Origin of the sequence: Brevundimonas sp. (genome assembly GCF_046293315.1) — a bacterium.
Taxonomy (GTDB): domain Bacteria; phylum Pseudomonadota; class Alphaproteobacteria; order Caulobacterales; family Caulobacteraceae; genus Brevundimonas.
This window is the reverse complement of the sequence record NZ_JBKBPF010000011.1, coordinates 1-22913: the sequence shown is the minus strand read 5'-3', so window position 1 is coordinate 22913 and position 22913 is coordinate 1. Positions and strand designations below refer to the sequence as shown.

At 67.5% G+C, this 22913-nt stretch carries 22 protein-coding genes; 15 read left to right on the top strand and 7 right to left on the bottom strand.

All coding sequences use genetic code 11. From position 1 onward, the window contains the following. Positions 1-60: 60 nt before the first annotated feature. From ACK4SE_RS10825 to ACK4SE_RS10815, 3 genes are all read right to left on the bottom strand, one after another. Complete coding sequence (locus ACK4SE_RS10825) at positions 61-621, bottom strand: DUF3035 domain-containing protein (protein ID WP_409692357.1); 561 nt, start codon at positions 619-621, stop codon at positions 61-63. A gap of 55 nt (positions 622-676) precedes the next feature. Next, positions 677-1183, bottom strand: a complete 507-nt coding sequence (gene lspA / locus ACK4SE_RS10820) for a signal peptidase II (RefSeq protein WP_409692355.1) — start codon at positions 1181-1183, stop codon at positions 677-679. 67 nt (positions 1184-1250) lie between these two features. After that, positions 1251-2081 (bottom strand): 2-keto-4-pentenoate hydratase, encoded by an 831-nt coding sequence (locus ACK4SE_RS10815; RefSeq protein WP_409692353.1) that lies wholly within the window; start codon positions 2079-2081, stop codon positions 1251-1253. Positions 2082-2314: 233 nt separating this feature from the next. On the opposite strand from ACK4SE_RS10815, the gene ACK4SE_RS10810 reads away from it, so the two are divergent. Next, entirely contained in the window at positions 2315-3394 is a 1080-nt protein-coding gene (locus ACK4SE_RS10810; RefSeq protein ID WP_409692351.1) for a LacI family DNA-binding transcriptional regulator, read from the top strand. A gap of 22 nt (positions 3395-3416) precedes the next feature. Here the strand turns inward: ACK4SE_RS10810 and ACK4SE_RS10805 are convergent, their stop codons facing one another. After that, on the bottom strand, positions 3417-4058 hold the full coding sequence (locus ACK4SE_RS10805; RefSeq protein ID WP_409692349.1) for an RpiB/LacA/LacB family sugar-phosphate isomerase: 642 nt from the start codon (positions 4056-4058) through the stop codon (positions 3417-3419). Positions 4059-4204: 146 nt separating this feature from the next. Between ACK4SE_RS10805 and kduD the strand changes: the two genes are divergently transcribed. From kduD to ACK4SE_RS10790, 3 genes are all read left to right on the top strand, one after another. Then, on the top strand, positions 4205-4963 hold the full coding sequence (kduD, locus tag ACK4SE_RS10800) for a 2-dehydro-3-deoxy-D-gluconate 5-dehydrogenase KduD (protein ID WP_409692347.1): 759 nt from the start codon (positions 4205-4207) through the stop codon (positions 4961-4963). Between the two features lie 184 nt (positions 4964-5147). Further along, positions 5148-7988 (top strand): TonB-dependent receptor, encoded by a 2841-nt coding sequence (locus ACK4SE_RS10795; RefSeq protein WP_409692344.1) that lies wholly within the window; start codon positions 5148-5150, stop codon positions 7986-7988. 238 nt (positions 7989-8226) lie between these two features. Beyond that, positions 8227-9333, top strand: a complete 1107-nt coding sequence (locus ACK4SE_RS10790; RefSeq protein ID WP_409692341.1) for a PfkB family carbohydrate kinase — start codon at positions 8227-8229, stop codon at positions 9331-9333. A gap of 147 nt (positions 9334-9480) precedes the next feature. Here the strand turns inward: ACK4SE_RS10790 and ACK4SE_RS10785 are convergent, their stop codons facing one another. Then, a complete protein-coding gene (locus ACK4SE_RS10785; protein ID WP_409692340.1) occupies positions 9481-9966 on the bottom strand; it encodes a MarR family winged helix-turn-helix transcriptional regulator in 486 nt (161 codons plus the stop codon). Positions 9967-10043: 77 nt separating this feature from the next. On the opposite strand from ACK4SE_RS10785, the gene ACK4SE_RS10780 reads away from it, so the two are divergent. The 6 genes from ACK4SE_RS10780 (at position 10044) to ACK4SE_RS10755 (ending at position 16799) form a co-directional block, all read left to right on the top strand. Then, a complete protein-coding gene (locus ACK4SE_RS10780) occupies positions 10044-11819 on the top strand; it encodes an N-acetylglutaminylglutamine amidotransferase (RefSeq protein WP_409692337.1) in 1776 nt (591 codons plus the stop codon). After that, on the top strand, positions 11809-13578 hold the full coding sequence (gene ngg, locus ACK4SE_RS10775; RefSeq protein ID WP_409692334.1) for an N-acetylglutaminylglutamine synthetase: 1770 nt from the start codon (positions 11809-11811) through the stop codon (positions 13576-13578). The genes ACK4SE_RS10780 and ngg overlap by 11 nt, the downstream gene beginning before the upstream one ends. Further along, positions 13487-14776, top strand: coding sequence for an osmoprotectant NAGGN system M42 family peptidase (locus tag ACK4SE_RS10770; RefSeq protein ID WP_409692332.1), 1290 nt, complete (start codon positions 13487-13489; stop codon positions 14774-14776). Before ngg ends, ACK4SE_RS10770 begins: the two co-directional genes overlap by 92 nt. A gap of 55 nt (positions 14777-14831) precedes the next feature. Further along, on the top strand, positions 14832-15035 hold the full coding sequence (locus ACK4SE_RS10765) for a hypothetical protein (protein ID WP_409692329.1): 204 nt from the start codon (positions 14832-14834) through the stop codon (positions 15033-15035). 24 nt (positions 15036-15059) lie between these two features. Next, complete coding sequence (locus tag ACK4SE_RS10760) at positions 15060-16247, top strand: NAD(P)/FAD-dependent oxidoreductase (RefSeq protein WP_409692326.1); 1188 nt, start codon at positions 15060-15062, stop codon at positions 16245-16247. Between the two features lie 180 nt (positions 16248-16427). Then, positions 16428-16799, top strand: a complete 372-nt coding sequence (locus tag ACK4SE_RS10755; RefSeq protein WP_409692323.1) for a zf-TFIIB domain-containing protein — start codon at positions 16428-16430, stop codon at positions 16797-16799. A 65-nt stretch (positions 16800-16864) separates the two neighbouring features. Here ACK4SE_RS10755 and ACK4SE_RS10750 read toward each other — a convergent pair whose 3' ends face one another. Then, on the bottom strand, positions 16865-18586 hold the full coding sequence (locus tag ACK4SE_RS10750) for a hypothetical protein (protein ID WP_409692320.1): 1722 nt from the start codon (positions 18584-18586) through the stop codon (positions 16865-16867). Positions 18587-18778: 192 nt separating this feature from the next. Between ACK4SE_RS10750 and ACK4SE_RS10745 the strand changes: the two genes are divergently transcribed. The 5 genes from ACK4SE_RS10745 (at position 18779) to ACK4SE_RS10725 (ending at position 22385) form a co-directional block, all read left to right on the top strand. After that, positions 18779-19483 (top strand): response regulator transcription factor, encoded by a 705-nt coding sequence (locus tag ACK4SE_RS10745; RefSeq protein ID WP_409692318.1) that lies wholly within the window; start codon positions 18779-18781, stop codon positions 19481-19483. Beyond that, on the top strand, positions 19452-21125 hold the full coding sequence (locus tag ACK4SE_RS10740) for an ATP-binding protein (RefSeq protein ID WP_409692316.1): 1674 nt from the start codon (positions 19452-19454) through the stop codon (positions 21123-21125). The genes ACK4SE_RS10745 and ACK4SE_RS10740 overlap by 32 nt, the downstream gene beginning before the upstream one ends. Further along, the gene (locus ACK4SE_RS10735; RefSeq protein WP_409692313.1) at positions 21112-21573 is read left to right on the top strand and encodes an HPr kinase/phosphorylase; all 462 of its coding nucleotides are present in this window, start codon (positions 21112-21114) and stop codon (positions 21571-21573) included. The genes ACK4SE_RS10740 and ACK4SE_RS10735 overlap by 14 nt, the downstream gene beginning before the upstream one ends. Before the next feature lie 132 nt (positions 21574-21705). Further along, positions 21706-22110, top strand: a complete 405-nt coding sequence (locus ACK4SE_RS10730) for a PTS sugar transporter subunit IIA (protein WP_409692310.1) — start codon at positions 21706-21708, stop codon at positions 22108-22110. Further along, complete coding sequence (locus ACK4SE_RS10725; RefSeq protein ID WP_409692307.1) at positions 22107-22385, top strand: HPr family phosphocarrier protein; 279 nt, start codon at positions 22107-22109, stop codon at positions 22383-22385. The genes ACK4SE_RS10730 and ACK4SE_RS10725 overlap by 4 nt, the downstream gene beginning before the upstream one ends. 3 nt (positions 22386-22388) lie before the next feature. Here ACK4SE_RS10725 and ACK4SE_RS10720 read toward each other — a convergent pair whose 3' ends face one another. Beyond that, positions 22389-22658, bottom strand: a complete 270-nt coding sequence (locus tag ACK4SE_RS10720) for a PepSY domain-containing protein (RefSeq protein ID WP_409692305.1) — start codon at positions 22656-22658, stop codon at positions 22389-22391. Between the last annotated feature and the right edge of the window lie 255 nt (positions 22659-22913).

Below are 22913 nucleotides of genomic sequence, written 5' to 3'. Positions count from 1 at the left end.
AAACCGGCCCGGGTGCGATTGCGCCCGGGCCGGAAATGTCTGGGATTGAGGGTCGGCGGTTCAGAGCCCCGGCAGCTTCATGCCGCCGCCGCCTCGCTGGATCACCACGTCGCGTCCGCCGGTCAGGGCGCTGAGGCGCGCGGCCTCGCTGGCCTCGTCGATGGTGGTGACGCCCTCGACGGTGCGCACCTGGGTGGCCGTCTGGGATGCGGCGTCGCCGCGGCGCCAGAACATGACGCGGTTGGCCCAGCCTTCTTCCTTGTGGGCAAGGTCGCCGAACTCATCGTCGACCACATAACGCGCCAGCGGATCGGCCTGGGCTGCGCCGGCGGCGGCGACCAGGGATTCCTCGCCCGCCGAGCGGGTGATGGCCTGACGCTGACCCAGCAGAATCTGGCGGGCCGAGCTTTCCGGGGCCAGTTCGGCCGGGCGCGGCTGGCCGGGCGCCGGCGGGCGCAGGCCGTACTCCGGCGGCACGCTGAGCGGCGCCTGGGAGATGACGCGGAATTCGTCGGGTGTGACCCGCTCCAGACCCACGCCCTGACGGATGCTGTTGCAGCCGGTCAGGACGACGGCGGCGGCGGTGATGGCGCCGAGAGTGAAGGCGGAGTTCAGTCGCATGGTCAGCTGCTCTTTCAGGCGGTCGTGCGTTCGCGCTTGCGATTAACCGGGGTGATTACGACTTTTCATGGGCCGCGCCAACCTTGGCGGCGCGTTCGGAAAGGAAGCTGTCGGCGACCAGCAGCACAATTCCGACCGAGATGGCGCTGTCGGCCACATTGAAGACCCAGGGAAAGTAGGCTCCTGAGAAGTCCAGGAAGTCCACCACCCCGCCGAAGCGGATGCGGTCGATGGCATTGCCCAGCGCCCCGCCCATGATCAGACCGATGGCGGTGATCAGCAGGCGTCGGTCCGCCCGTGTGGCCCAAAAGGCCAACAGCCCCGACACCCCTATCGAGAACACCGTCAGCAGCCAGCGGCTTGTCTCTCCGCCGGTCAGCAGACCGAAGGACACCCCCCGGTTCAGCACGAAGGTCAGGTTGAAGACGGGCTCCAGCACGCGGATCTGGCCGACCTCGCGGATATGCAGGCCGTACAGCATCCAGGCCTTGGTGATCTGGTCCAGTACGATCACGGCGGCGGCGAAGGCGTAGGCGGCCCAGGCGATGCGGGGAATGGTCATGCGCGTTCCGTAGGGGTGGGAACGGCGTCGTTAGCAGGCGCCGAAGCCGGGGTGAAGGCCCCGGTGATCAGGCGCCTTTCGCAGGGACCGCGCGGCACAGGATTTCGCCCACGCCGTTGAACACCACCCGCGAGGACTGGCCCGCGACGATATCATGGATGCCCGTGGCCGCGCCGGTGGAGATCAGGTCGCCGGCTTTCAAGGGTCGGCCCCGACGGGCGTTCAGGCCCAGCAGGAAGACCAGGGCCTCCAGCGGTCCTCCCGGGATGGTCGCGGCGCCGCCCTTGCCGACGCTTTCGCCTTCGATGAAGGTTTCGCACGTCAGGTCCATCAGCCGGTCGCGCCAGTCCGGCACCTCGTGGCCCAGGATCAGCCCGGCGTTGTTGCCGAAGTCCGAGGCTACCACCGGCGGTCCCAGAACGTTGATGGTGGCCAGCGGGCTGCCCGCCGGTTCAACGCCCACGATCAGGGTCTCGACCAGAGCAGCGGCCTCGTCAGCGGTCCAGTCGGTGCGGTCTGCCGGAGCGTCCTTGGCCAGTTTCAGGATGAATTCGGCTTCGACGGCTGCGAAGCCGCCCTCGAACACCGGGAAATCCATGACTTCACCTTCGACCGCCCTCCACACGGCGCGCCGGAAGATGGGGCCGGTCAGGCGGGGAGCCTGGAGGCGTTCGAGCCAGGCGTCGGGAATGCGGCCGATCTTCCAGCCGGCGACCTCGTCGTCCCACAGGCTGATGGCCGCATCCTGAATGGCGTAGGCCGCGTCCATGCCGCCCGGTACGTCCCCGGGGTAATCGGGCAAGGCCTGGGCCCTGCGACGCGCGTCCACGAATGTGTGCGCGATCGCCCGTCCGGAATCGCTGCTGGTGTCGGCCCCGCCAAGGGGTTTGGTCGCCATGGTCACGCTGTTCTTGTCCGTCTGTTTCACGCTGTCGGGATCGTCGTCCCGCGACCCGGGCGTTCATTGCGCCGGTGTCCGCACTCCCCATGGCTCCCAACATTGCGCCATGGGAAACCGGTGTCAATTTCATTTCGCCACCGGTGGACATTTGCTGGACGCCTCGCAGGTGGCGCGGCGCGTCCCACGCGGCTATGCAAGGGTTGGGAGACGCGAGAGGGACGGGACTGCAGTTGAGCACGATCGAAGACGAAGGCGATGCAGCCGGCCCGGCCGACCACGGGCTGACGCCAGGGCGCGCCGCCACCATCAACGACATCGCCCGCATCGCGGGGGTGTCCAAGAAGACCGTGTCCCGGGTCATCAACCAGTCGCCCTTCGTCAAGGCGGACACTCGCGAGAAGGTCGAGGCGGTGATCGCCGAGCTGGGCTTCTCCCCCGATCCCCAGGCCCGCGGCCTGGCGTTCCGGCGCTCGTTCCTGATCGGCATGATCTATGACAACCCCAGCCCCAACTATGTCGTGAACATGCAGCAGGGGATTCTGGACGCGGTGCGCGGATCGGGGCTCGAGCTGGTGGTGCACCCCTGCGACCGGACCAGCGACGACTTCATGGCCAATGTCCGCGGCTTCGCAGTGCGCCAGAAGCTGTTCGGCGCCGTCCTGCCGCCATCGGTCTCCGAGGACGAGCGCGTCACCGGCATGCTGACGGAGGTGGGCTGTCCCTATGTGCGCATCGCCTCCGTGTCGCTGGATGCGCCCGAACGCATGGTGGTGACCAATGACAGCCTGGGCGCGGCCGAGGCGGCGCGGCATCTGGTCGGGCTGGGACACCAGCGAATCGCCATGATCACCGGCCCGGATCTGTTTCGCTCGACCCATGAACGGGGCGAGGGGTTCCGCAGCGGTCTGGCCGAGGCGGGCATTGCGCTCGCTGACGAGATGGTCGTTCGGGGCGCCTACACTTTCGAGTCCGGTGTGGGTGCGGCGCGCGAACTGTTGTCGCGCAAGGCCCGGCCCACGGCCATCTTCGCCGGTAACGACGAAATGGCCATCGGCGTCTACCAGGCGGCGCGCGACGCGGGGCTGGATGTGCCTTTCGACCTGTCCATCGTCGGGTTTGACGACGCGCCCATGTCGTCGCGCATCTGGCCGACCCTGACGACGGTCAGGCTGCCCATTCGCGACATGGGCCGCATGGCGGCGGAAAAGCTGCTGGCCAGGAGCCGGGGCCTGGATCCCGCGAAGCTGGATCAGCCTGAGGTCATCCCCACCCTGATCGCGCGGGATTCCAGCGCCCCGCCGCGCCGGTGACGGCGGGCGGGGCCTGCGGTATTCAGCGCCCGACGAGGCCCTCGATGTAGGCGCGGATGTCCTGATCCTGGGCGTTGGCGAAGAAATACTCGGAGAACCGCTCGCCGGCGACGGCGGCCTTGAGCAGGTCCTGGTCGACGGACTTCAGCACCGTCAGCATGTCCTTGCAGGTCACGGCCTTCAGATCCTTCAGGATGCCGCGGTTCCTGGCCATGATTTCGGCCCGCTCCTTGGGGTAGCCGAGGCCGCGCTCGCCCTCGAACAGCTTGCGGTAGACGTCCTGCAGGTTCAGTTCGGCCGCCCAGCCGAAGCCCTTGGCGTAAGGCATGGAGATGGCGTTGCCGTCGTTGATCTGACCGAACAGGAAGGCGTCGGTCGGATCGATCACCAGGCCGCAGAAGACGCCCGGCATGGCGTTGCAGGCCAGCATGGAGCCCATGCCCGTGCCGCAGCCCGTCACCACGAAATCGGCCGCCTTGGAATTGATCAGAATGCCCGCCAGCAGTCCGTTCATCACATAGGTCAGCGAGGCCTTATCCTCCGCCGTGTACATGCCGTAGTTGAAGACCTCATGGCCCAGAGGTTCGGCGACGGCTGTCAGCGCGGTGTGAATTGTCTCGTTCTTGGCAGCCTGGCTGTTCTCGGTGATCAGGGCGATTTTCATGGGAGTCCTTCAAGGCAATGAGGATGGGAGTGAATGGCCGTGCGCTCTGGCGCCGGAGCCTTCCATCGGTTGCATCATAGTATGACACCGGTTACCACTCGAGACAAATCCGCGCGCCACGACGGCGGCCTGCAGGGAAAGCCGAGATGTCTGTTTCTTTCGATCTTTCAGGGCGCTGCGCCCTGATCACCGGCGCAAACACCGGCATCGGCCAAGGCATGGCCGTGGGCCTGGCCGAGGCCGGCGCCGACATCGTGGCCGTGGGCCGCTCCGACGCTGACGAGACCGGCGACAAGGTCCGCGCGCTGGGTCGCAACTTTCACTTCATCAGGGCGGACCTGAGCTCCATCGCCCCGATCGAGGCGGTGGTGGCGGAGGCCTGGGACACGGCGGGCGGCGTCGACATTCTGGTCAACAACGCCGGCATCATCCGCCGCGCCGACAGCCTGGACTTCTCGGAAGAAGACTGGGACGCGGTGATGGACACCAATCTGAAGGTCCTGTTCTTCCTCAGTCAGCAGGTCGCCCGTCGTTGGGTGGCCGGCAGCCGCAAGGGCAAGATCATCAATATCGCCTCGATGCTCAGCTTCCAGGGCGGCATCCGCGTGCCGTCCTACACCGCATCCAAGTCGGGCGTGGCGGGGCTGACCAAGCTGATGGCCTGTGAGTGGGCATCCAGGGGCATCAACGCCAACGCCATCGCGCCCGGTTACATCGCCACCAACAATACCGAGGCCCTGCGCAACGACGAGACCCGCAACCGCGACATCCTCGCGCGCATCCCTGCGGCGCGCTGGGGCGATCCTTCGGACATGGCCGGGGCGGCGGTGTTTCTGGCGTCGTCGGCGTCGGACTACATGCACGGCGCCATCGTGCCCGTGGACGGGGGCTGGCTGGCCCGCTGAGGACGGATGGAAAGCCGTACTTGCGCCCCAATCTGTTTTGGAGTTAGTCTCTCGCATTGATACCGGTGTCAGAAATGCCTCAAGCGGACATGACACCGGTGTCAGATTAGCCAATCAAATGACCGGAGGGCGATGATCCTTCCGGCGCAAGGCCGACCAAGGCCGAACATGGGAGGAGGATACGATGACCCAACAGAACTTGTACCTGCGTGCGCGCAAATTCGGCGTCTCGCTGGGCGCCATGAGCATTGCCCTGGCTTCGGCCGGAGCTGTCGCGGCGCAAGACGCGCCGGGAGCCACTGAAGTCGAGGAGGTCATCGTCACCGGCTTCCGCGCCAGTCTGGCCAACTCGCTGAACATCAAGCGCAATGAAGCTGGCGTCGTCGACGCCATCAGCGCCGAGGACATCGCGGATTTCCCGGACACCAATCTGGCCGAATCGATCCAGCGGATTCCCGGCGTTTCCATTGATCGCGATGCTGGCGAAGGACGTTCGCTGACCGTTCGCGGCCTGAGCTCGGACTTCACCCGAACCCGCATCAACGGCATGGAGGCGCAGGCCACCACCGGCGCCACCGATTCATCGGGCGGCACCAACCGCGGCCGTGGCTTCGACTTTAACGTTTTCGCTTCCGAGCTGTTCAACAACATCACCGTCCGCAAGACCGCTTCGGCCGAGACCGAAGAGGGCTCGCTGGGCGCTACGGTCGACCTGCGCACAAGCCGCCCCTTCGACTACCCCGGCTTCACCGCCGGCGGCTCGCTGCAGTACGGCTACAATGACATGTCCGAGGAGTGGGCGCCGCGCGCCGCCTTCCTCATCAGCGACACCTGGATGGACGGCCAGTTCGGCGCGCTTCTCTCGGTGGCCTACAGCGAGCGGAGCCTTTACGAGGAAGGCTTCAGCTCCGTGCGCTGGGGACCGGCCAGTGGCGACAGCGGGTTCGCCAATCCGGAAGCCCTTCCGGGCGGGGCGACAAACGCGGCGAACCTGTTCCATCCGCGCATTCCCCGTTACGGCCGCCTTGTGCACGAGCAGGAGCGCACCGGCGCGACCCTGTCGCTGCAGGCGCGTCCCGGCAACGGCGCGACGACGTTCACCTATGACGCGCTCTATTCGCATCTGGACGCCACGCGCCAGGAGAACTTCCTGGAAGCCTGGTCGCTGAGCCGGAACGCCTCCCAGGGCGGCAAGCCGGAAGTGGTCATCGTCGATGCAATCGCCGAGGGCGCCGAGCTGGTCTATCTCGAGCTCGACAACATGGACATGCGGACCGAGCAGAGGTTCGACCGTCCCAGCACCGAGTTCATCCAGCACACCTTCACCCTCGAGCATGAATTCAGCGACGACTTCCGCATGCGCTTCCTGATTGGTCGTGCGGAATCTGAATTCGAAAACGCCGAGCAGACGACCGTCATCATCGATCGCCAGAACACCGATGGATACTCCATCGACTTCCGGGGCAATCGCAACCTGCCGCTGATCGACTATGGTTTCGACGTCACGGATCCGAACGCCTGGACCGTTGTCGGCCCGACGGGCGCGAACCCCCGTTCGGAAATCCGGATGAATCCGAACGGCCAGACCAATGTCTACAACACGGCCCAACTGGACTTCGTCCATGAAATCAATCCGACTTTCACGCTGAAGACGGGTCTGAACTACAAGGAATCAGAGTCCGAAGGCTGGGGCCTTGTTCGCGCGGCCGCCAACGACTCCATGCCGGCGCTGCCGGCCGGGGTCTCCATGGCCGATCTGACGACCTTGCTGACCGGGTTCGGCGGCAACCTCGACCTGCCGGCGGGCAACGCCACGTCATGGGTCGTTCCTGACCTGCAAGCCTTCGCTGAACTGTTTAACATCTACTGCAACTGCGACACCGGGGTGCCCGGCGGCGACTTCCGCCTGACGGGCCTCACCAACTCGCGGGCCCTCGGCAACTTCCGGCAAGTCACGGAGGAAGCCCGTGGCGCCTATGTGCAACTGGACTGGGACTCGTTCGTGGGTTCCATGCCCTTCCGTGGCAACATTGGTGTCCGCCACGTGCGCACCAGCGTCGAGGCGACGGGCTACTCAACCTCGACCGGAGCGACGCCGGTTACGGGAGAGAACAGCTACGAGGACACCCTCCCCTCGCTGAACCTCTCCATCGAGCCGGTTCAGGATCTCGTCGTGCGCTTCGGGGCCGCCCAGGTCATGTCGCGTCCCCCGGTGACCAGCCTTGTGCCGGTGTTCAATCTGAGTGCGGATGGTGCGCCGAACCCCAGCGCCAGCCTGGGCAACGTGAATCTGGAGCCTTACCGGGCTGACACCTTCGATCTGAGCGTGGAATGGTATTTCGCCCCGGAGTCGCTGCTGTCTTTCGCCTTCTTCTACAAGGACATCTCGTCCTTCGTGCAGACGACCCAGCAAACCCTGACCTACGCCCAACTGACCGCCCTGAACCCCACGGCTTTCCCGGTGGGCGCGCGTCCGGCCGGCCTGGAGCACGTGTTCTCGACCCCGACCAACACTCCTGGTGGCCCTCTGTCCGGATTCGAGATCAGCTACCAGCAGCCGTTCTACTTCCTGCCCGGCGTTTTCCAGAATCTGGGCGGAATCGTGAACTACACCTTCGTGGCGTCGGAGATCGATTACTGCCAGACCTCGTCCTGCACCGCCTTCGCGACCGAGGACCTGGTGAATCTGTCGCCTCAAGCCTGGAACGCCACGCTGTACTACGATGACGGTCGCTTCAACGCCCGCGTTTCGGCGGCCTATCGTGACGGCTATTTCCAGCAGATTCCGGCGGCCAACGCTGGAGGCCTCGGTATTGTCGCCAACGGCAAGTCGGAAACACTGACGTTTGACGCGTCGGCGTCCTATGAAGTGACGGATAACGTTATCCTGACCTTCGAGGGCCTGAACCTGACCGACGAACCCAACCGTCAATGGCACGGCGAAGTCGGCGGCGATCGCCAGAGCACCGCCGTCTACCACCAGACCGGCCGCCAGTTCTATGCGGGCGTCCGCTACCGGTTCTGATCAAGTAACTTCCTGAGCAGACTGGGCGTCGGACCTTCGGGTCCGGCGCCCTCTTTTTTGCGTTGACACCGGTGTCATTTTCCAGTTGTCTGAGGTCAACGAGAGCCCCGCTCGAACGGCGGCTTCGCAGGGACGGTTGAAGACTCCGAACCACGCCTGTGCTGAATGCACCCGATGGGCGCCGCCCGGCGCGCCTGTCGCATCCTGACGGCCGGGCCCGAAACACGAGGGAACCGCCGTGGCCGAGAACATCCTGAACATCCGCCCCGCCAGCGAGACGCGCTGGGACTGCGCGTCGTTCGGCGAGGTCATGCTGCGCTTCGACCCCGGCTTCGGCCGCGTCCGCAACGCCCGCACCTTCCAGGTCTGGGAAGGCGGCGGCGAGTACAATGTGGCCCGCGCCATGCGCAAATGCTGGGGCAAGCGCTCCACCGTCGTGACCGCCCTGCCGGTCAACGATCTGGGCTGGCTGGTCGAGGACTGCATCATGCAGGGCGGCGTGGACATGAGCCATGTGGTCTGGCGCGAGTTCGACGGTCTGGGCCGCAACACCCGCGTCGGTCTGAACTTCACCGAAAAGGGCTTCGGCGTCCGCCCGGCCCTGGGCTGTTCCGACCGGGGCCATTCGGCGGCGTCGCAGATCCGTCCCGGCGAAGTGAACTGGGAAAAGCTGTTCGGCGAGGAAGGCGTGCGCTGGTTCCACACCGGCGGCATCTTTGCGGCTCTGGGCTCCAACACCGCCGAGGCGGTGATCGAGGCGGTCGAGGTGGCGCGCAAGCACGGCACCATCGTCTCCTACGACCTGAACTACCGCCCCTCATTGTGGAAGTCGCAGGGCGGCAAGGAAGGGGCCCAGAAGATCAACCGCAACATCGCCCAGCATGTCGATGTCATGATCGGCAACGAGGAGGATTTTACCGCCTGCCTCGGCTTCGAGGTCGAGGGTCTGGACGAGCACATCTCCTCCATCGACCCGGCCAACTTCAAGAAGATGATCCAGACGGCGGTGAAGGAATTCCCCAACTTCAAGGTGGCCGCCACCACCCTGCGCAACGCCAGGACCGCCAGCGTCAACGACTGGTCGGCCATCATCTATGCCGGCGGCCAGTTCTATGAATCCATGATGCGCGAGGACCTGGAGATCTATGACCGCGTCGGCGGCGGCGACGGCTTCGCCTCTGGCCTGGCCTACGGCTTCATGGAGGGCAAGGGGCCCCAGGCGGCGGTGGACTACGGCGCGGCCCACGGCGCCCTGGCCATGACGACCCCCGGCGACACCTCCATGGTCAAGGCCGCCGAGGTCGAGGCGGTGATGAAGGGCAAGGGCGCCCGCGTCATCCGCTGATCCCGCACCTTTCCCGAAACCCGCCCGCGCAATGTCCTCTCCCAGGCGTGCGGGCGGCGCCGGAACCGGTCCTTTGTCCTCCCCGAAGGCCGGTCGCCCCGACGCCCGCTCTCCCTCACCGGAGAGCGGGCGTTGTTGCATTCCGCTTCAGTCTGTCCGCGGCGTCGCCATGTGGGCGGTCATCATGTCGGCGAGCTCGGCCATGGCGTCCAGCAGCACGTCGCGCCGGTCCGCCGGCAGGGCGGCGAAGGCGTCCTCGAACCCCCGGCTGAGAAGGCCCGGGGCCTGGCCCAGCGCCGTCTGCCCCGACGGCGTCAGGCGGGTGTGCACCACCCGCCGGTCCACCTCGGAGCGATAGCGTTCGATCAGTCCCTTGACCTCCAGCTTGTCCATCACCGCCACCACCGTGGCGGGGGACATGGAGGCCGCTTTCGACACCGCCTGGGTGGTGACCTGACCAAGGTCGCGGATCGACTGCATGACGATCAGCTGGGGGATCGTGAGGCCGCTGCTGCGGGCGATTTCGCGCGACCGCACCTCGATGGCCTGGGCGATCCGGCGCATCGATTTCAGCACAGCTGCGTTGGGGTCAGCACTGCGGGAGTTCTTCGGTGTGTCGGTCTGCGTGACCATGCGGGTTGAAATCCTTAGTGTGCAAACTATTTGTGCGCGCTGTTTCCATAATGCAAGACGATGTCCGGGGAGTGCCCATGTGCGGCCTGAATGGCGAGATCAATTTCGACGGCAAGCCGGCTGACGCCGGAGCCCTGCAGCGCATGTGCGATTCCTTGGCCCCACGCGGACCCGACGGCTCGGGCGTGGTGCTGCGCGGCAACGTCGGCCTCGGCCATCGCCGCCTGAAGGTCATCGACCTGTCCGAAAGGGCGCAGCAGCCCATGGTCGATTCCGACCTGGGCCTGTCCATCGTCTTCAACGGCTGCATCTACAACTACCCCGAACTGCGGGGCGAGCTGGAGGCCGCGGGCCACCGGTTCTTCTCCCACGGCGACACCGAGGTGATCCTCAAGGCCTGGCGCCAGTGGGGCGTGGAATGCGTGGACCGCTTCAAGGGCATGTTCGCCTTCGTCATCCACGAGCGCGACACCGGCCGGGTGGTGATCGCCCGCGATCGCTTCGGCATCAAGCCGCTGTATCTGGCGGAAAAGGGCAAGCGCCTGCGCTTCGCCTCCACCCTGCTGGCCCTGCTCGCGGCGGGAGACCTGGACACCGCCATCGATCCGGTGGGCCTGCACCACTACATGACCTTCCATGCGGTGGTGCCGCCGCCGCACACCATCATCAAGGGCGTGACCAAGTTTCCGCCCGCCACCATCCGGGTGATCGAGCCCGACGGCACGTCGAAAGACCGCCTGTACTGGACCCCGGTGCTGGAGCGCGGCCCCGGCGACGCCGAACGCCCGGCCGAGGAATGGCGCGATCTGGTGCTGGACAGCCTGCGTACGGCGGTGAAGCGCCGCATGGTGGCGGACGTGCCGGTGGGCGTGCTGCTCTCGGGCGGGGTGGATTCCAGCGTCATCGTCGGCCTGCTGGCCGAGATGGGCCAGAAGGACCTGATGACCTTCTCCGTCGGCTTCGAGGAGGCCCACGGCGAGAAGGGCGACGAGTTCGTCTATTCCGATCTGATCGCCAGGCATTTCGGCACGAAGCACCACAAGATCTTCGTGCCCCACGACCGGCTGCTGGACGCCCTGCCGGGGACCATCGGCGCCATGTCCGAGCCCATGGTCAGCTACGACAATGTGGGCTTCTACCTGCTCAGCCAGGAAGTCTCGAAACACATCAAGGTGGTCCAGTCCGGCCAGGGCGCCGACGAGGTGTTCGGCGGCTATCACTGGTACCCGCCCATGCAGGACTCGGCCGATCCGGTCGACACCTACGCCAAGGCCTTCTTCGACCGCAGCCACGACAAGCTGAAGACCCATCTGAATCCCGAGTGGATGGCCGACACCGACGTCAGCCGCGCTCTGGTGGCGGAGCACTTCGCCCGCGCCGGGGCCGAAACGCCGGTGGATCAGGCCCTGCGGCTGGACAGCCAGGTCATGCTGGTGGACGACCCGGTCAAGCGCGTGGACAACATGACCATGGCCTTCGGTCTGGAGGCGCGGGTGCCGTTCCTGGACCACGAGCTGGTCGAGCTGGCCGCTCGCATCCCGCCCGAGCACAAGCTGAGCCAGAACGGCAAGGGCGTGCTGAAGGAGGCCGCGCGTCTGGTGGTCCCGCACGAGGTGATCGACCGCAAGAAGGGCTATTTCCCCGTTCCCGCCCTGAAATACATCCAGGGTCCCTACCTCGACATGGTCCGCGACGCCCTCGGCTCGCAGGCGGCCCGGGAGCGCGGCCTGTTCCAGCAGGGGTATCTGGATCAGCTGTTTGACAAACCCACCGACCACATCACCCCGTTGCAGGGCTCCGAGCTGTGGCAGGCGGCCCTGCTGGAAATGTGGCTCCAGAACCATGGCGTCTGACTCCCGGCCGCGCTTCAAGGGGCACCGCCTCAAGCGTCTTCGCGACGAAGGCCTGAAGCCGGTGGTGGGCGGTCAGGACGGCCCGGCCCTCACCGAGAACGCCATTCTTGACTGTGGCTGGGGACGGCTGCTGTTCGCCCAGACCTATCCCGAGGCCGGGCCGCTGATCGAGGCTCTGCGCGCCGAGGGGCCGGACCGACGCGACATCGCCTTCTATGTCCGCAACCCCCACGTCCTGCTGGCCCACGCGCCGCAGGAGGTGTTCCTCGACCCGTCCCACACCTACCGGCTGGACCTGTCGGTGTACCGCGCCGCCCGCCGCCAGCCGCGCGGCTTCACCGTGCGCCGTCTGGCCTCCCAGGGTGACGCCGAGGCCATCAATCGCATCTATGCGGCGCGCAAGATGGTGCAGGCCCGCCCTGACTTCATGTGGTCCCAGCGCGAGGGCTCGGCCCTGACCTATCTGGTGGCCGAGGACGGCGCGAGCGGCCAGGTCATGGGCACGGTGACCGGGGTCAACCACCAGCGCGCCTTCAACGACCCGGAGAACGGCTCCTCCCTGTGGTGTCTGGCGGTGGACCCCCAGGCGACCCAGCCGGGCATCGGCGAGGCGCTGGTGCGGCGGCTGGCCGAGCATTTCCAGGCGCGCGGGCTGGCCTACATGGACCTGTCGGTCATGCACGACAATGAGCAGGCCATCGCCCTGTACGAGAAGCTGGGCTTTCGCCGGGTCTCCTTCTTCGGCATCAAGCGCAAGAATCCCATCAATGAGTCGCTGTTCACCGGGCCGGCGGCCGACGAAGCCCTCAATCCCTACGCCCGCATCATCGTCGACGAGGCGCGCCGGCGGGGCATCCAGACCGACATCATCGACGCGGAGGGGGGTCTTTTCCGCCTGACCCACGGCGGCCGCTCGATCCGTTGCCGCGAAAGCCTGTCCGAGCTGACCTCGGCGGTGGCGCTCAGCATCTGCGACGACAAGCGCATGACCCGCCGCATCGTCGAGCAGGCGGGCGTCATGGTCCCGGAGAGTATCGATTCCGATGATCCCGACGAGATCCAGGCGGCGCTGGAGCGCCACGGAGCCCTTGTGGTCAAGCCCGCCCGCGGCGAACAGGGCAAGGGCGTGGCCGTCGGCCTGAAGGACATGGACGCGATCGACAAGGCGGTCGCCGCCGCCCGCAGGATCTGCCCCGAGGTGCTGATCGAACAGCATGTGGAGGGCGAGGACCTGCGGCTGGTGGTCATCGACTTCAAGGTGGTGGCCGCCGCCATTCGCCGCCCCCCGCGCGTCATCGCCGACGGCCGCTCCACCTTCCGCGCCCTGATCGAGCGCCAGAGCCGCCGCCGCGCCGCCGCCACCGGCGGCGAATCCCGCATCCCGCTGGACGGCGAGACGAAACGCTGCCTGGCCGAGGCCGGATACGGCCTCGATGATATCGCCCCCGAGGGGCTGGAGGTGGTGGTGCGCAAGGCGGCCAATCTGCACACCGGCGGCACCATCCACGATGTCACCGAAGAGGTTCACCCCGCCCTGATCCGCGCGGCCACGGCGGCGGCGCGCGCCATCGACATTTCGGTCACCGGCGTCGATCTGATGGTGAAATCCTGGCGCGAAGCGGACTATGCCTTCATCGAGGCCAACGAGCGCCCCGGTCTGGCCAATCATGAGCCGCAACCTACGGCCGAACGCTTCGTGGACCTGCTGTTTCCCCTGTCCATGCCCGCCGCGGCCGCGCGGGTCGTGCGCGCACCGTAAGATCACTGAACGGAGGCTTCCCCTGGCCCGCCTGACCATCGACACCGAATATCTGACCGGACGTCTTGAGCGCCTGCTGGGGATCGCCAGCCCCACCGGCTACACCGACGAGGTGGTCTGGGAGGTGTGCCGAGAGCTGGGCCGGCTGGGCGTGGACTATGAGCTGACCCGGCGCGGGGCCATCCGCGCCCGCATCCCCGGCGAAGAGCCCCGCCCCGCCCGCGCCGTGGTCGCCCACGTGGACACCCTCGGCGCCCAGGTGAAGGCGGTCAAGGACAACGGCCGGCTCGAGGTCGTGCCCATCGGTCACTGGTCCTCCCGCTTCGCCGAGGGCGCCCGCGGCACGGTGTTTTCGGAAAAGGGCGGCTGGCGCGGCACCATCCTGCCGCTCAAGGCCTCGGGCCACACCTTCAACGAGGAGGTGGACGAACAGCCCGTCAGCTGGCGTCAGGTGGAAATGCGCATCGACGCCCGGGTGCGGAATCGCCACGACGTGCTCAAGCTGGGCATCGACGTGGGCGACATCATCGGCATCGACCCCCAGCCGGAGTTTCTGGACAACGGCTTCATCGTCTCGCGCCATCTGGACGACAAGGCGGGCGTGGCGGTCATGCTGGCGGCCATGAAGGCCATCATGGAGGATGCGCAGACCCCCACGGTGGACACCTACTGGCTGTTCACCATCGCCGAGGAGGTGGGCTCGGGCGCCTCGTCGGTGCTGGTCCCCGACGTGGCCTCCATGATCACCGTGGACAACGGCACCACTGCGCCGGGCCAGAACTCCGACGAGTTCGGCGTCACCATCGCCATGGCCGACCAGACCGGCCCGTTCGACTTCCACCTGACCCGCAAGCTGGTGAAGCTGGCGCGCGAGGAGGACATCCGCTTCCAGAAGGACGTGTTCCGCTATTACCGCTCGGATTCCGCCTCGGCGCTGGAGGCGGGGGCCGACATCCGCACCGCCCTGGTCACCTTCGGCGTGGACGCCAGCCACGGCTATGAGCGCATCCATGTGCACGCCCTGCGCTCTCTGGCCGAGCTGCTGACCGCCTATGTGCTGAGCCCGGTGGAGATCGAGCGGGACGCCAGCCCCATGGCCGGGGTCGAGGGCTTCACCCATCAGGACCAGAGCGAGGCCCACGAGAAGGCCGCCGCCGACAAGCCCGCGCCGGAGCGGGACGGCTCCAGGCCGCGCTGACGGAACAGGGGCGCTTCCCCGCCCGTTGGTCTTTCAGACCTGAAAGGAGACCGACATGTTGGCATGGGAGCTGATTTTTCCGCTGGGCGCCCTGGCGCTCGGCATCGTTCTGGCCGTGATGCTGTGGCGCAACCACAACCGCAACAAGCGCGTGGACCCCGTCACCGAGGCCGCGACGCGCGAGCAGTACGACCACCCCGATCGCTACGACAACAAGACCCACGACCAGTTCGAGGCCGAGGCCGAGCGTCGCAAATAGGTCTCGCCCTGCTATAGGGCGCGGATGAAGAGCGAAGAGTTCGATGTCCTGATCGTCGGCGCGGGCGCCGCAGGCATGATGTGCGCCATCGAGGCGGGCAAGCGCGGCCGCCGCGTGCTGATCGTCGACCACGCCCGGGCCCCGGGCGAGAAAATCCGCATCTCCGGCGGCGGGCGCTGCAATTTCACCAATCTGGGGACCGGTCCGGCCAATTTCCTGTCGGAGAACCCCCGCTTCGCCACCTCGGCCCTGCGTCGCTACACCCAGCACGACTTCATCGCCCTGATGAACCGCCACGGCATCGCCTGGCACGAAAAGACGCTGGGCCAGCTGTTCTGCGACGACAGCGCGAAACAGATCATCGCCCTGCTCACCAGCGAGATGCGTCAGGCGGGTGCGACCCTGCGTCTGAGCACCGGCGTCGAGGCCGTGGCGCGTGACGGCGACGGCTTCCGGTGCCGTCTGTCAGATGGCGGCACGGTGCGCGCCGCCTCGCTGGTGGCGGCGACCGGCGGGAAGTCGATCCCCAAGATGGGCGCCACCGGCTGGGCCTACGATCTGGCGGCGCAGTTCGGCGTGCGGGTGGTCCCCACGCGCCCCGCGCTCGTGCCCCTGACCTTCGAACCGGGCCTGCTGGAGCAGCTGAAGCCGCTGGCGGGCATCTCGGTGAACGCGATGGTGGCCCATGGACGAACCCGCTTCGCCGAAGGCCTGCTGTTCACCCACCGGGGCCTGTCCGGCCCCTCGATCCTGCAGATCAGCTCCTACTGGCGCGAAGGCGACGAGGTCACTGTGGCCATGGCCCCGGGCGCAGAGGTGTTCGAGATGCTCAAGACCGCGCGCGGCGAGAACGGACGGCAGGCGGTGCACACGGCGCTGGGCCGCCTCATCCCCGCCCGCCTGGCCGAGAGCATCACGGTGCGCGAAGGCGTCACCGGCAATCTGGCCGACCAGCCCGACAAGACGCTGAAACGGCTGGATCAGGCGGTCAACGCCTGGACCGTCAAGCCGGTGGGCTCCGAAGGCTACCGCACCGCCGAGGTCACACTGGGAGGCATCGACACCGCCGCCCTGGACCAGCGCACCCTGGCGGTGACCACCGTCCCCGGCCTCTATTTCATCGGCGAGGCGGTGGACGTCACCGGCTGGCTGGGCGGCTACAATTTCCAGTGGGCCTGGTCATCGGGCTGGTGCGCGGGCCAGGCCTGCTGAGCAGGGTTGCGTCCGACGCGGCCGAGGCTCTATTTGTGGCGTGCGGTACGGGCCCCTCTGGCGCGGTCTTCAGGGACCACGTGATGTCGGACCGCATCGGGCGCAGCCCGGTGTCGACGGCCTGTCCACGTCTCCGGCGCCCCCGCGTTCGATCCCTCCCATGATCTTGCGAGACCGCCCATGCCCCTTCTGATGTGCCCCAATGACAACGCTCCCATGCAAACGGTGGAGCGCTCCGGCGTCCAGTTCGACATGTGCCCCACCTGCCGGGGCGTCTGGCTGGACCGGGGCGAATTGGAAAAGCTGATGCAGGCCGCCGTTGAAGCCGCCCCGCCCCCCGCCGCCCCGCACGCGGCGGCGCCCCAGGCCCCCTGGTCCCAGCCCGCGCCGCGCCCGGCGCCGCCACCGCAGCATGGCTACGGCGAGCGGGGCGAATACGGAGAACGGGGCGAATACGGAGAACGGGGTGAGCGGGGCGAATACGGGGAGCGCGGGGATTACGGCCACGGCGGACGCCGCAAGCGCCCCAGCATCTTCGATATCTTTGACTAGGCCCGATCGGGTGAGGTGGGGTCGCTTCGCGGTTCCACCTGCCGTGAATCCGGCTCCTGCGTGATCTAGGCGGCCAGCCCGGCCGCCTTCATCAGCGGCCGCAGCGGCGCGAGGGCCTCCGGCTCGGCGGACAAGGCGGCGCGCGCCTCGGGCGCCTTGAAGATGCGGATGGCTTCCGCGCGGGCCCGCTCGGCCGCAGGGCCGAAGGGCGCCGTCTCGCCCGCCGCCATCTTCAGCAGGACAGACAGGCGCCGAACCGGCGGCAGGGCCGCCTTCGCCACCTGCGCCACCAGCCGGGCGTCGGCCTCCACCAGCCCGCCGACCACCCCGATGCGTCCGCTGATCTCCTGTTCGTCCTTTTCGCCCAGGGCTGCGACGCGCACCCCTTTCTGCACGGCGGCCAGCGCCGCCAGTCGCTGGGCCGCCAGATTCGGGGCTCCGCCCCGCAGCTCCGTCTCGAACCTCAGCGCCCCGACGCAGGCCGACAGCCAGCGCGCGGCCGAGCGCTTGTTGGCGGCCCCCGTCACGTTCTCGCACAGTCGCACCAGCGCCATGGCCTCGTCCGCCGCGCCGTTACAGCCGGCCGCATAGGCGCCGACGAAATCGGCGGTGACCAGACTTCGGGAGCGCTGCACGAAAGCGTCCTGGACTTCTTCCAGTGACAGCAGTCGGCCGGTGGTGGCTGTCAGGGCCATGGCCAGCGTCCGCAGGATGTCGATCTCGCCGGCCGCGTCGCCGGGGCGCAACCGGCGCGTTCCCTTCAGTTCGCGGATGACCTCGCGGGCCATGGCGGCGGCCAGAAGGCGGAACTCCCCGGCGGCAAGGCGGCGCGCCAGACGCTGGGCCGGACCGTCGACGGGCGGCACGTGGGCGGCCAGCCGCGGCTCCATCCGGATCAGCGCCTCCATCTCGTTGGGCGCCACCATGCGCACGATGGCGGCGAGATTTCCGCCCAGGTCCAGCGAGGGGCCGAGGATTTCCGCCCGTCGCGGGGGGGCGGCGAACAACTCGCAGAGGATCTGTTCGACCGCGACCAGAACCATGGCCCGCGGCGCCCCTTCGGACGGCGCGGCGTCCACCAGCTCCATCATGCGCTCCAGCCGCGCGCGGCCGCCCCGGACACCCTTCAGCGCCCCACAGACGGCGCCGCCCATCAGGAAGCCCCGCTCCGGGTCGCCCTGAAGCTTTTCCGCCAGTTTCGCGACCCCGGCCCCGTCCGGCCCAAGATCGGCGAACCGCCCCTTCTGGCCGGCCTCGATGATGCGTTCGCTCGTGGCCTGGGCAAGTTTCTGATAGTGCCGGATCAGGTCGTGCACGGACCTGCCCGTCGCCTGGCTTTCCGGGACGGCCACCTTCTGCACGGCGTGCTGAAGCTCCACCCCCGAGGCCTCGAGCATCTCCGCAAGATCGGGTCGGTGCAGGAGTTCGAAGGGCGTGGTCTGATGCCGCGCCAGCCAGTCCTCCAACACCCGCCCGATGAGCTCCCGGGCATGGGGCGCGTAGAGGTCTTGCGGCGTCAGGCAGCTGGACGATTGTTCGTCCTGGCGCACGATCCGCTTCTGCTTCACCTCGGGCGCGCCCAGGCTCAGGACCGTGATGCTCTGGAACTCCATGGTTTCGGGGTCCAGCGTCTCCTTGGTCACGCGCACGGCCGCGGCCCGCTTGTCCGCGATCAGGTCCTCGGCGGTCTCGACGGCCTGTTTGCGGTTTTCTGTCGCCTGCAGCAGCCCCCACGAGTCCTGGGGCGTTTTGCGGGTGTAGATCTCATAGTGGACCGGTCCGGCCATTCGAGCCTCGAAAAGTGCGCTTCTTCGCCTTTATGCGGCCCAGCCTTTAAGGTGGCGTGAAACTGCGACGGTGAAACAACAGCAACTGGTCGAGAACGGTTACGCTTGCGGGGCGTTCAGGGGTGTCAAGTTTCGTCGCGCCGCACTATCTGTGATTATGAACGCGGACTTCGGGACGCATGAGGAGACACCATGGCCAATATCACCCTGGTCGATGACGACGAGAACATCGTCGCGTCCGTTTCGATGGCGCTGGAAAGCCACGGCCACAAGGTGACCGCCTATCACGACGGCGCCTCGGGTCTGGAGGCGCTGGAAGCCAGTCCGCCGGACCTGGCCATCCTCGACGTCAAGATGCCCCGCATGGACGGGATGGAGGTGCTGCGTCGTCTGCGCCAGACCTCCGCCCTGCCGGTCATCATCCTGACCTCCAAGGACGAAGAGATCGACGAGATTCTGGGCTTCAACCTCGGGGCGGACGACTACATCCACAAGCCCTTCAGCCAGCGCCTGCTGATCGAACGGGTCAAGGCCCTGCTGCGTCGCTCCGGCGCCGAGAGCCTCGAGGCCGACACGCCGGGCGAGGTGGCCGGACGGGCTATCAAGCGCGGCAAGCTCAGCATGGATCCGGCCCGCCACGAGTGCACATGGGAAGGCCGGGCGGTAAAGCTGACCGTGACCGAGTTCCTGCTACTGCAAGCTCTGGCCCAGCGGCCCGGCTTCGTGAAGAGCCGCGACAATCTCATGGACGCCGCCTACGACGATCAGGTCTATGTGGACGACCGCACCATCGACAGCCACGTGAAGCGGATGCGAAAGAAGTTCCGCGTGGTCGATCCCGAGTTCGACGCAATCGAGACCCTGTATGGCGTCGGATATCGATACAGAGAGAGCTAGGACCGCGCACAATCAGCCGTCCAGCTGGAAGGCGCGCCTTGCGGCCCTGCGCCCAAGGCTGGCGGGGTCGCGTCTGGGCGGGCTGATTCTGGCCCTCAACCTGCTCAGCCTGCTCATTCTGTTCGTCGGCGCCCTGGCCCTGAACGAATGGCGCCGCAACCTGATCGACGCGCGGCTGGATTCGCTGACGTCCCAGGCCGAGCTGCTGGCCAACGTGCTCGGTGAACTGGGCATCACCCAGGGCGAGCCCACCCCCTATCTGGACGCCCTCGCCGCCTCCCAGTGGTTGCGGGACAACTTCATTCCGCGCGGCCAGCGCGTGCGGCTCTATGACCAGAGCGGCCTGTTGATCATCGACAGCTACATGGTCACCGAACAGATCCCCGGCGAGGTGCTTGATCCCGCGCTGCCTGCCGATGTGGCGCCCCCGGCCCCCGCGGATCCCGAACGGGAAGGCGCGCGGATCGAACAGGCGCGACAGGCCCTCAGCGAGGAGGTCGACCGCGCCCTTGCCGGTGATCCCCAGACCAGCATCCGGCGCGCCGAGACCGGCGAGCGGGTGGTGTCGGTGTCCCTGCCCGTGCGCCATGTGCGCGATGTGCTGGGTGTTCTGACCCTCGAGGCCGGCGACGTGGACGAAACCCTGGCCGCCCAACGCCGGGCCCTGATGCCCTTCGCCTTTGTGGCCCTGGCGGTGTCGCTGCTCACCGCTCTCTTGATCCACATGTTCGTGGCCCGGCCGATCCTTCGCCTGTCGGCCGCGGCGGACCAGGTCCGGCTTCAGCGCGCCCGGGCCATCTCCCTGCCCGATCTGGAGGGACGCAAGGACGAGATCGGCGATCTCGCCCGGTCGCTGGAGACCATGACCGCCACCCTGTCGGACCGCATGGACGCCATCGAGCGCTTCGCCGCCGACGTCAGTCACGAAATCAAGAACCCCCTGACCTCCATCCGCTCGGCGCTGGAGACGCTGGAACTGGTCAAGGCGCCCCAGGACAAGGCCCGTCTGACCGCCCTGCTGCAACAGGACGTCAGCCGCCTGGATCGCCTGATCACCGACATTTCCAATGCCTCTCGTCTGGACGCCGAGTTGTCGCGGGACCGGCCGCGTCCGGTCGACCTGTCCAGGCTGCTGGGCGACATCGTCACCGTCTACGAAACCACGGCCAGGCCCGGCGACGTGGCGGTGCGCTACGAGATCGGGCCCGGGGAACCGGGTCTGGTCCTCGGTCGCGAGGGGCCGCTGGGGCAGGTGTTCCGCAACCTGATCGACAACGCCCGCTCCTTCAGCCCGGCGGGGGGCGGCGTGCGCGTGTCGCTGACCGGCGGCGACCGGGTGCGGGTCATGGTGGACGATGACGGCCCGGGCATCCCGCCTGACAATCTCGAGACCGTTTTCCAGCGCTTCTACACCTCGCGTCCCAAGGGTGCGGCCTTCGGCGGCAACTCCGGTCTGGGCCTGTCCATAGCCCGCCAGATCATCGAGGCGCACGGCGGCGCCATCTACGCCGAGAACCGCACAGATTCCGACGGCCGTGTCGCGGGGGCCCGCTTCGTGGTCAGCTTGCCGCGCGCGCGGGCCGGGGCTCTGGCCCGGGCGGCGAAGCCGGCGCGGCCGAAAGGCGACGATGCCGACGGCTGAGCTGATCCACGCCAACGCCGTGGCGGTCCGGACGCCCGGTCCCGACGGCGGCTGGCGCGGCGTCCTGCTGGCGGGCGCATCGGGCTCCGGCAAGAGCGACCTGTCCCTGCGCCTCATCCAGGCCGGCTGGCGGCTGGTGGCCGACGACTATGTGCAGGTGTGGCGCTCGGGCGCTGATCTGTACGCCCGGACGCCCGATACCCTCGCCGGCCGTATCGAGGTTCGGGGGCTGGGAATTCTCGGCACGTCCCATCTGGATGTGGCGCGCATGGTTCTGGTGGTCCGCTGCGTGGACCGTCCCCCCGAACGCCTGCCCGAACCGGCCTTTGAGACCTTCGCCGGCGTCCGGCTGCCGATGGCGGAGATCGAGGCGCTCCAGCCCTCGGCCCCGGCCAGGCTCGCCGCCGCGTTGAGGAGTCTTGGACAGGGCGGTCCTTTGGCCTATTGAAGCCGGTCTGGTCGACGGGCGCAGCGCGCCCCGCCAGCGAAACCGGGCCGCTTGCCCCGGCGGGGCGCGGAGTCACATGAGGCGTTTCATGGCCAGGTCTGGCATCTCATCATCGGTCGCGGACGGATTCGCATGATCGGACTGGTGATCGTCACCCACGGGGGGCTGGCGACGGAATTCCTCTCGGCCATGGAGCATGTGGTGGGGCCCCAGCGGGGCACGGCCGCCATCTGCATCGGCCCCGACGACGACATGGAGCGCCGCCGTCAGGACATCGTCGACGCGGCCGCAGCGGTGGACGAGGGCGACGGCGTCATCCTGCTGACCGACATGTTCGGCGGCACCCCCTCCAACCTGGCCATCTCGGTGATGGAGCAGACGAAGGCCGAGGTCATCGCCGGGCTCAACCTGCCCATGCTGATCAAGCTGGCCAGCGTGCGTCAGCGCGAGAGCCTTGAGTCCTGCGTGGCCCACGCCCAGGACGCGGGCCGCAAATATATCGCCGTCGCCTCGTGGGTGCTGGCGGGCGAGAAATGACCGAGACGGCCGCCGTCACCGTGGACATCTGCAACGCGCGCGGCCTGCACGCCCGCGCCTCGGCCAAGTTCGTCAAGCTGGCCTCCAGCTTCCAGTCCGAGGTCAGGGTCACCCGCGAAGGCGTCACCGTGGACGCCCGCTCGATCATGGGCCTGCTGATGCTGGGCGCGGGCCAAGGCTGTCCCATCGACATCGCCGCCGAGGGCCCCGACGCCGCCGAAGCCGTCGCCGCCCTCAGCGATCTTGTCGGCTGCCGCTTCGAGGAAGATCAGTAGAAATCAATCGTCCAGGTCGCGCCGGACGATTTCCAGCGTGTCGGGGCGCAGCTTCAGATCATACTCGCGGCCGTCGCGGCTGATCGCGTCATCCACTTCCCAAAGCCCGTCGTCCAGCTCGATGTCATCCCACCGCACGAAGCCCTCGGCGCGCAGCTTCGCCTCGATCGCCGTGCGTTCCTCGGCCGTCGGCGGACGGTCGTCGTCGGCCATGGCCGGCGTGGCCAGGGCAGCGGTCAGGGACAGGGCGGCGAGGAGCTTCAGTGCGGACATGGTCATCTCCGTAACGGTGAACGTTACGCAACCAACGTCGAAGCGGTCCGATCGTTTCCGGCGAGATACGATCGCCGATATTCTCGAAAAACGCCTGGTGGAGCCGAGGGGATCGCATTGGGGTCGGTTTCGTCGGTCATGGCAAGTGCTGCGAGTCGGTTGATCGAGCCGCAGCTTCCGCGCTGGCGAGCGCAGGTCAACGCGCGGTCGGCTGATTACGCGGGGACGCTCTCCAGACGGTCTTCCTCGACCGTG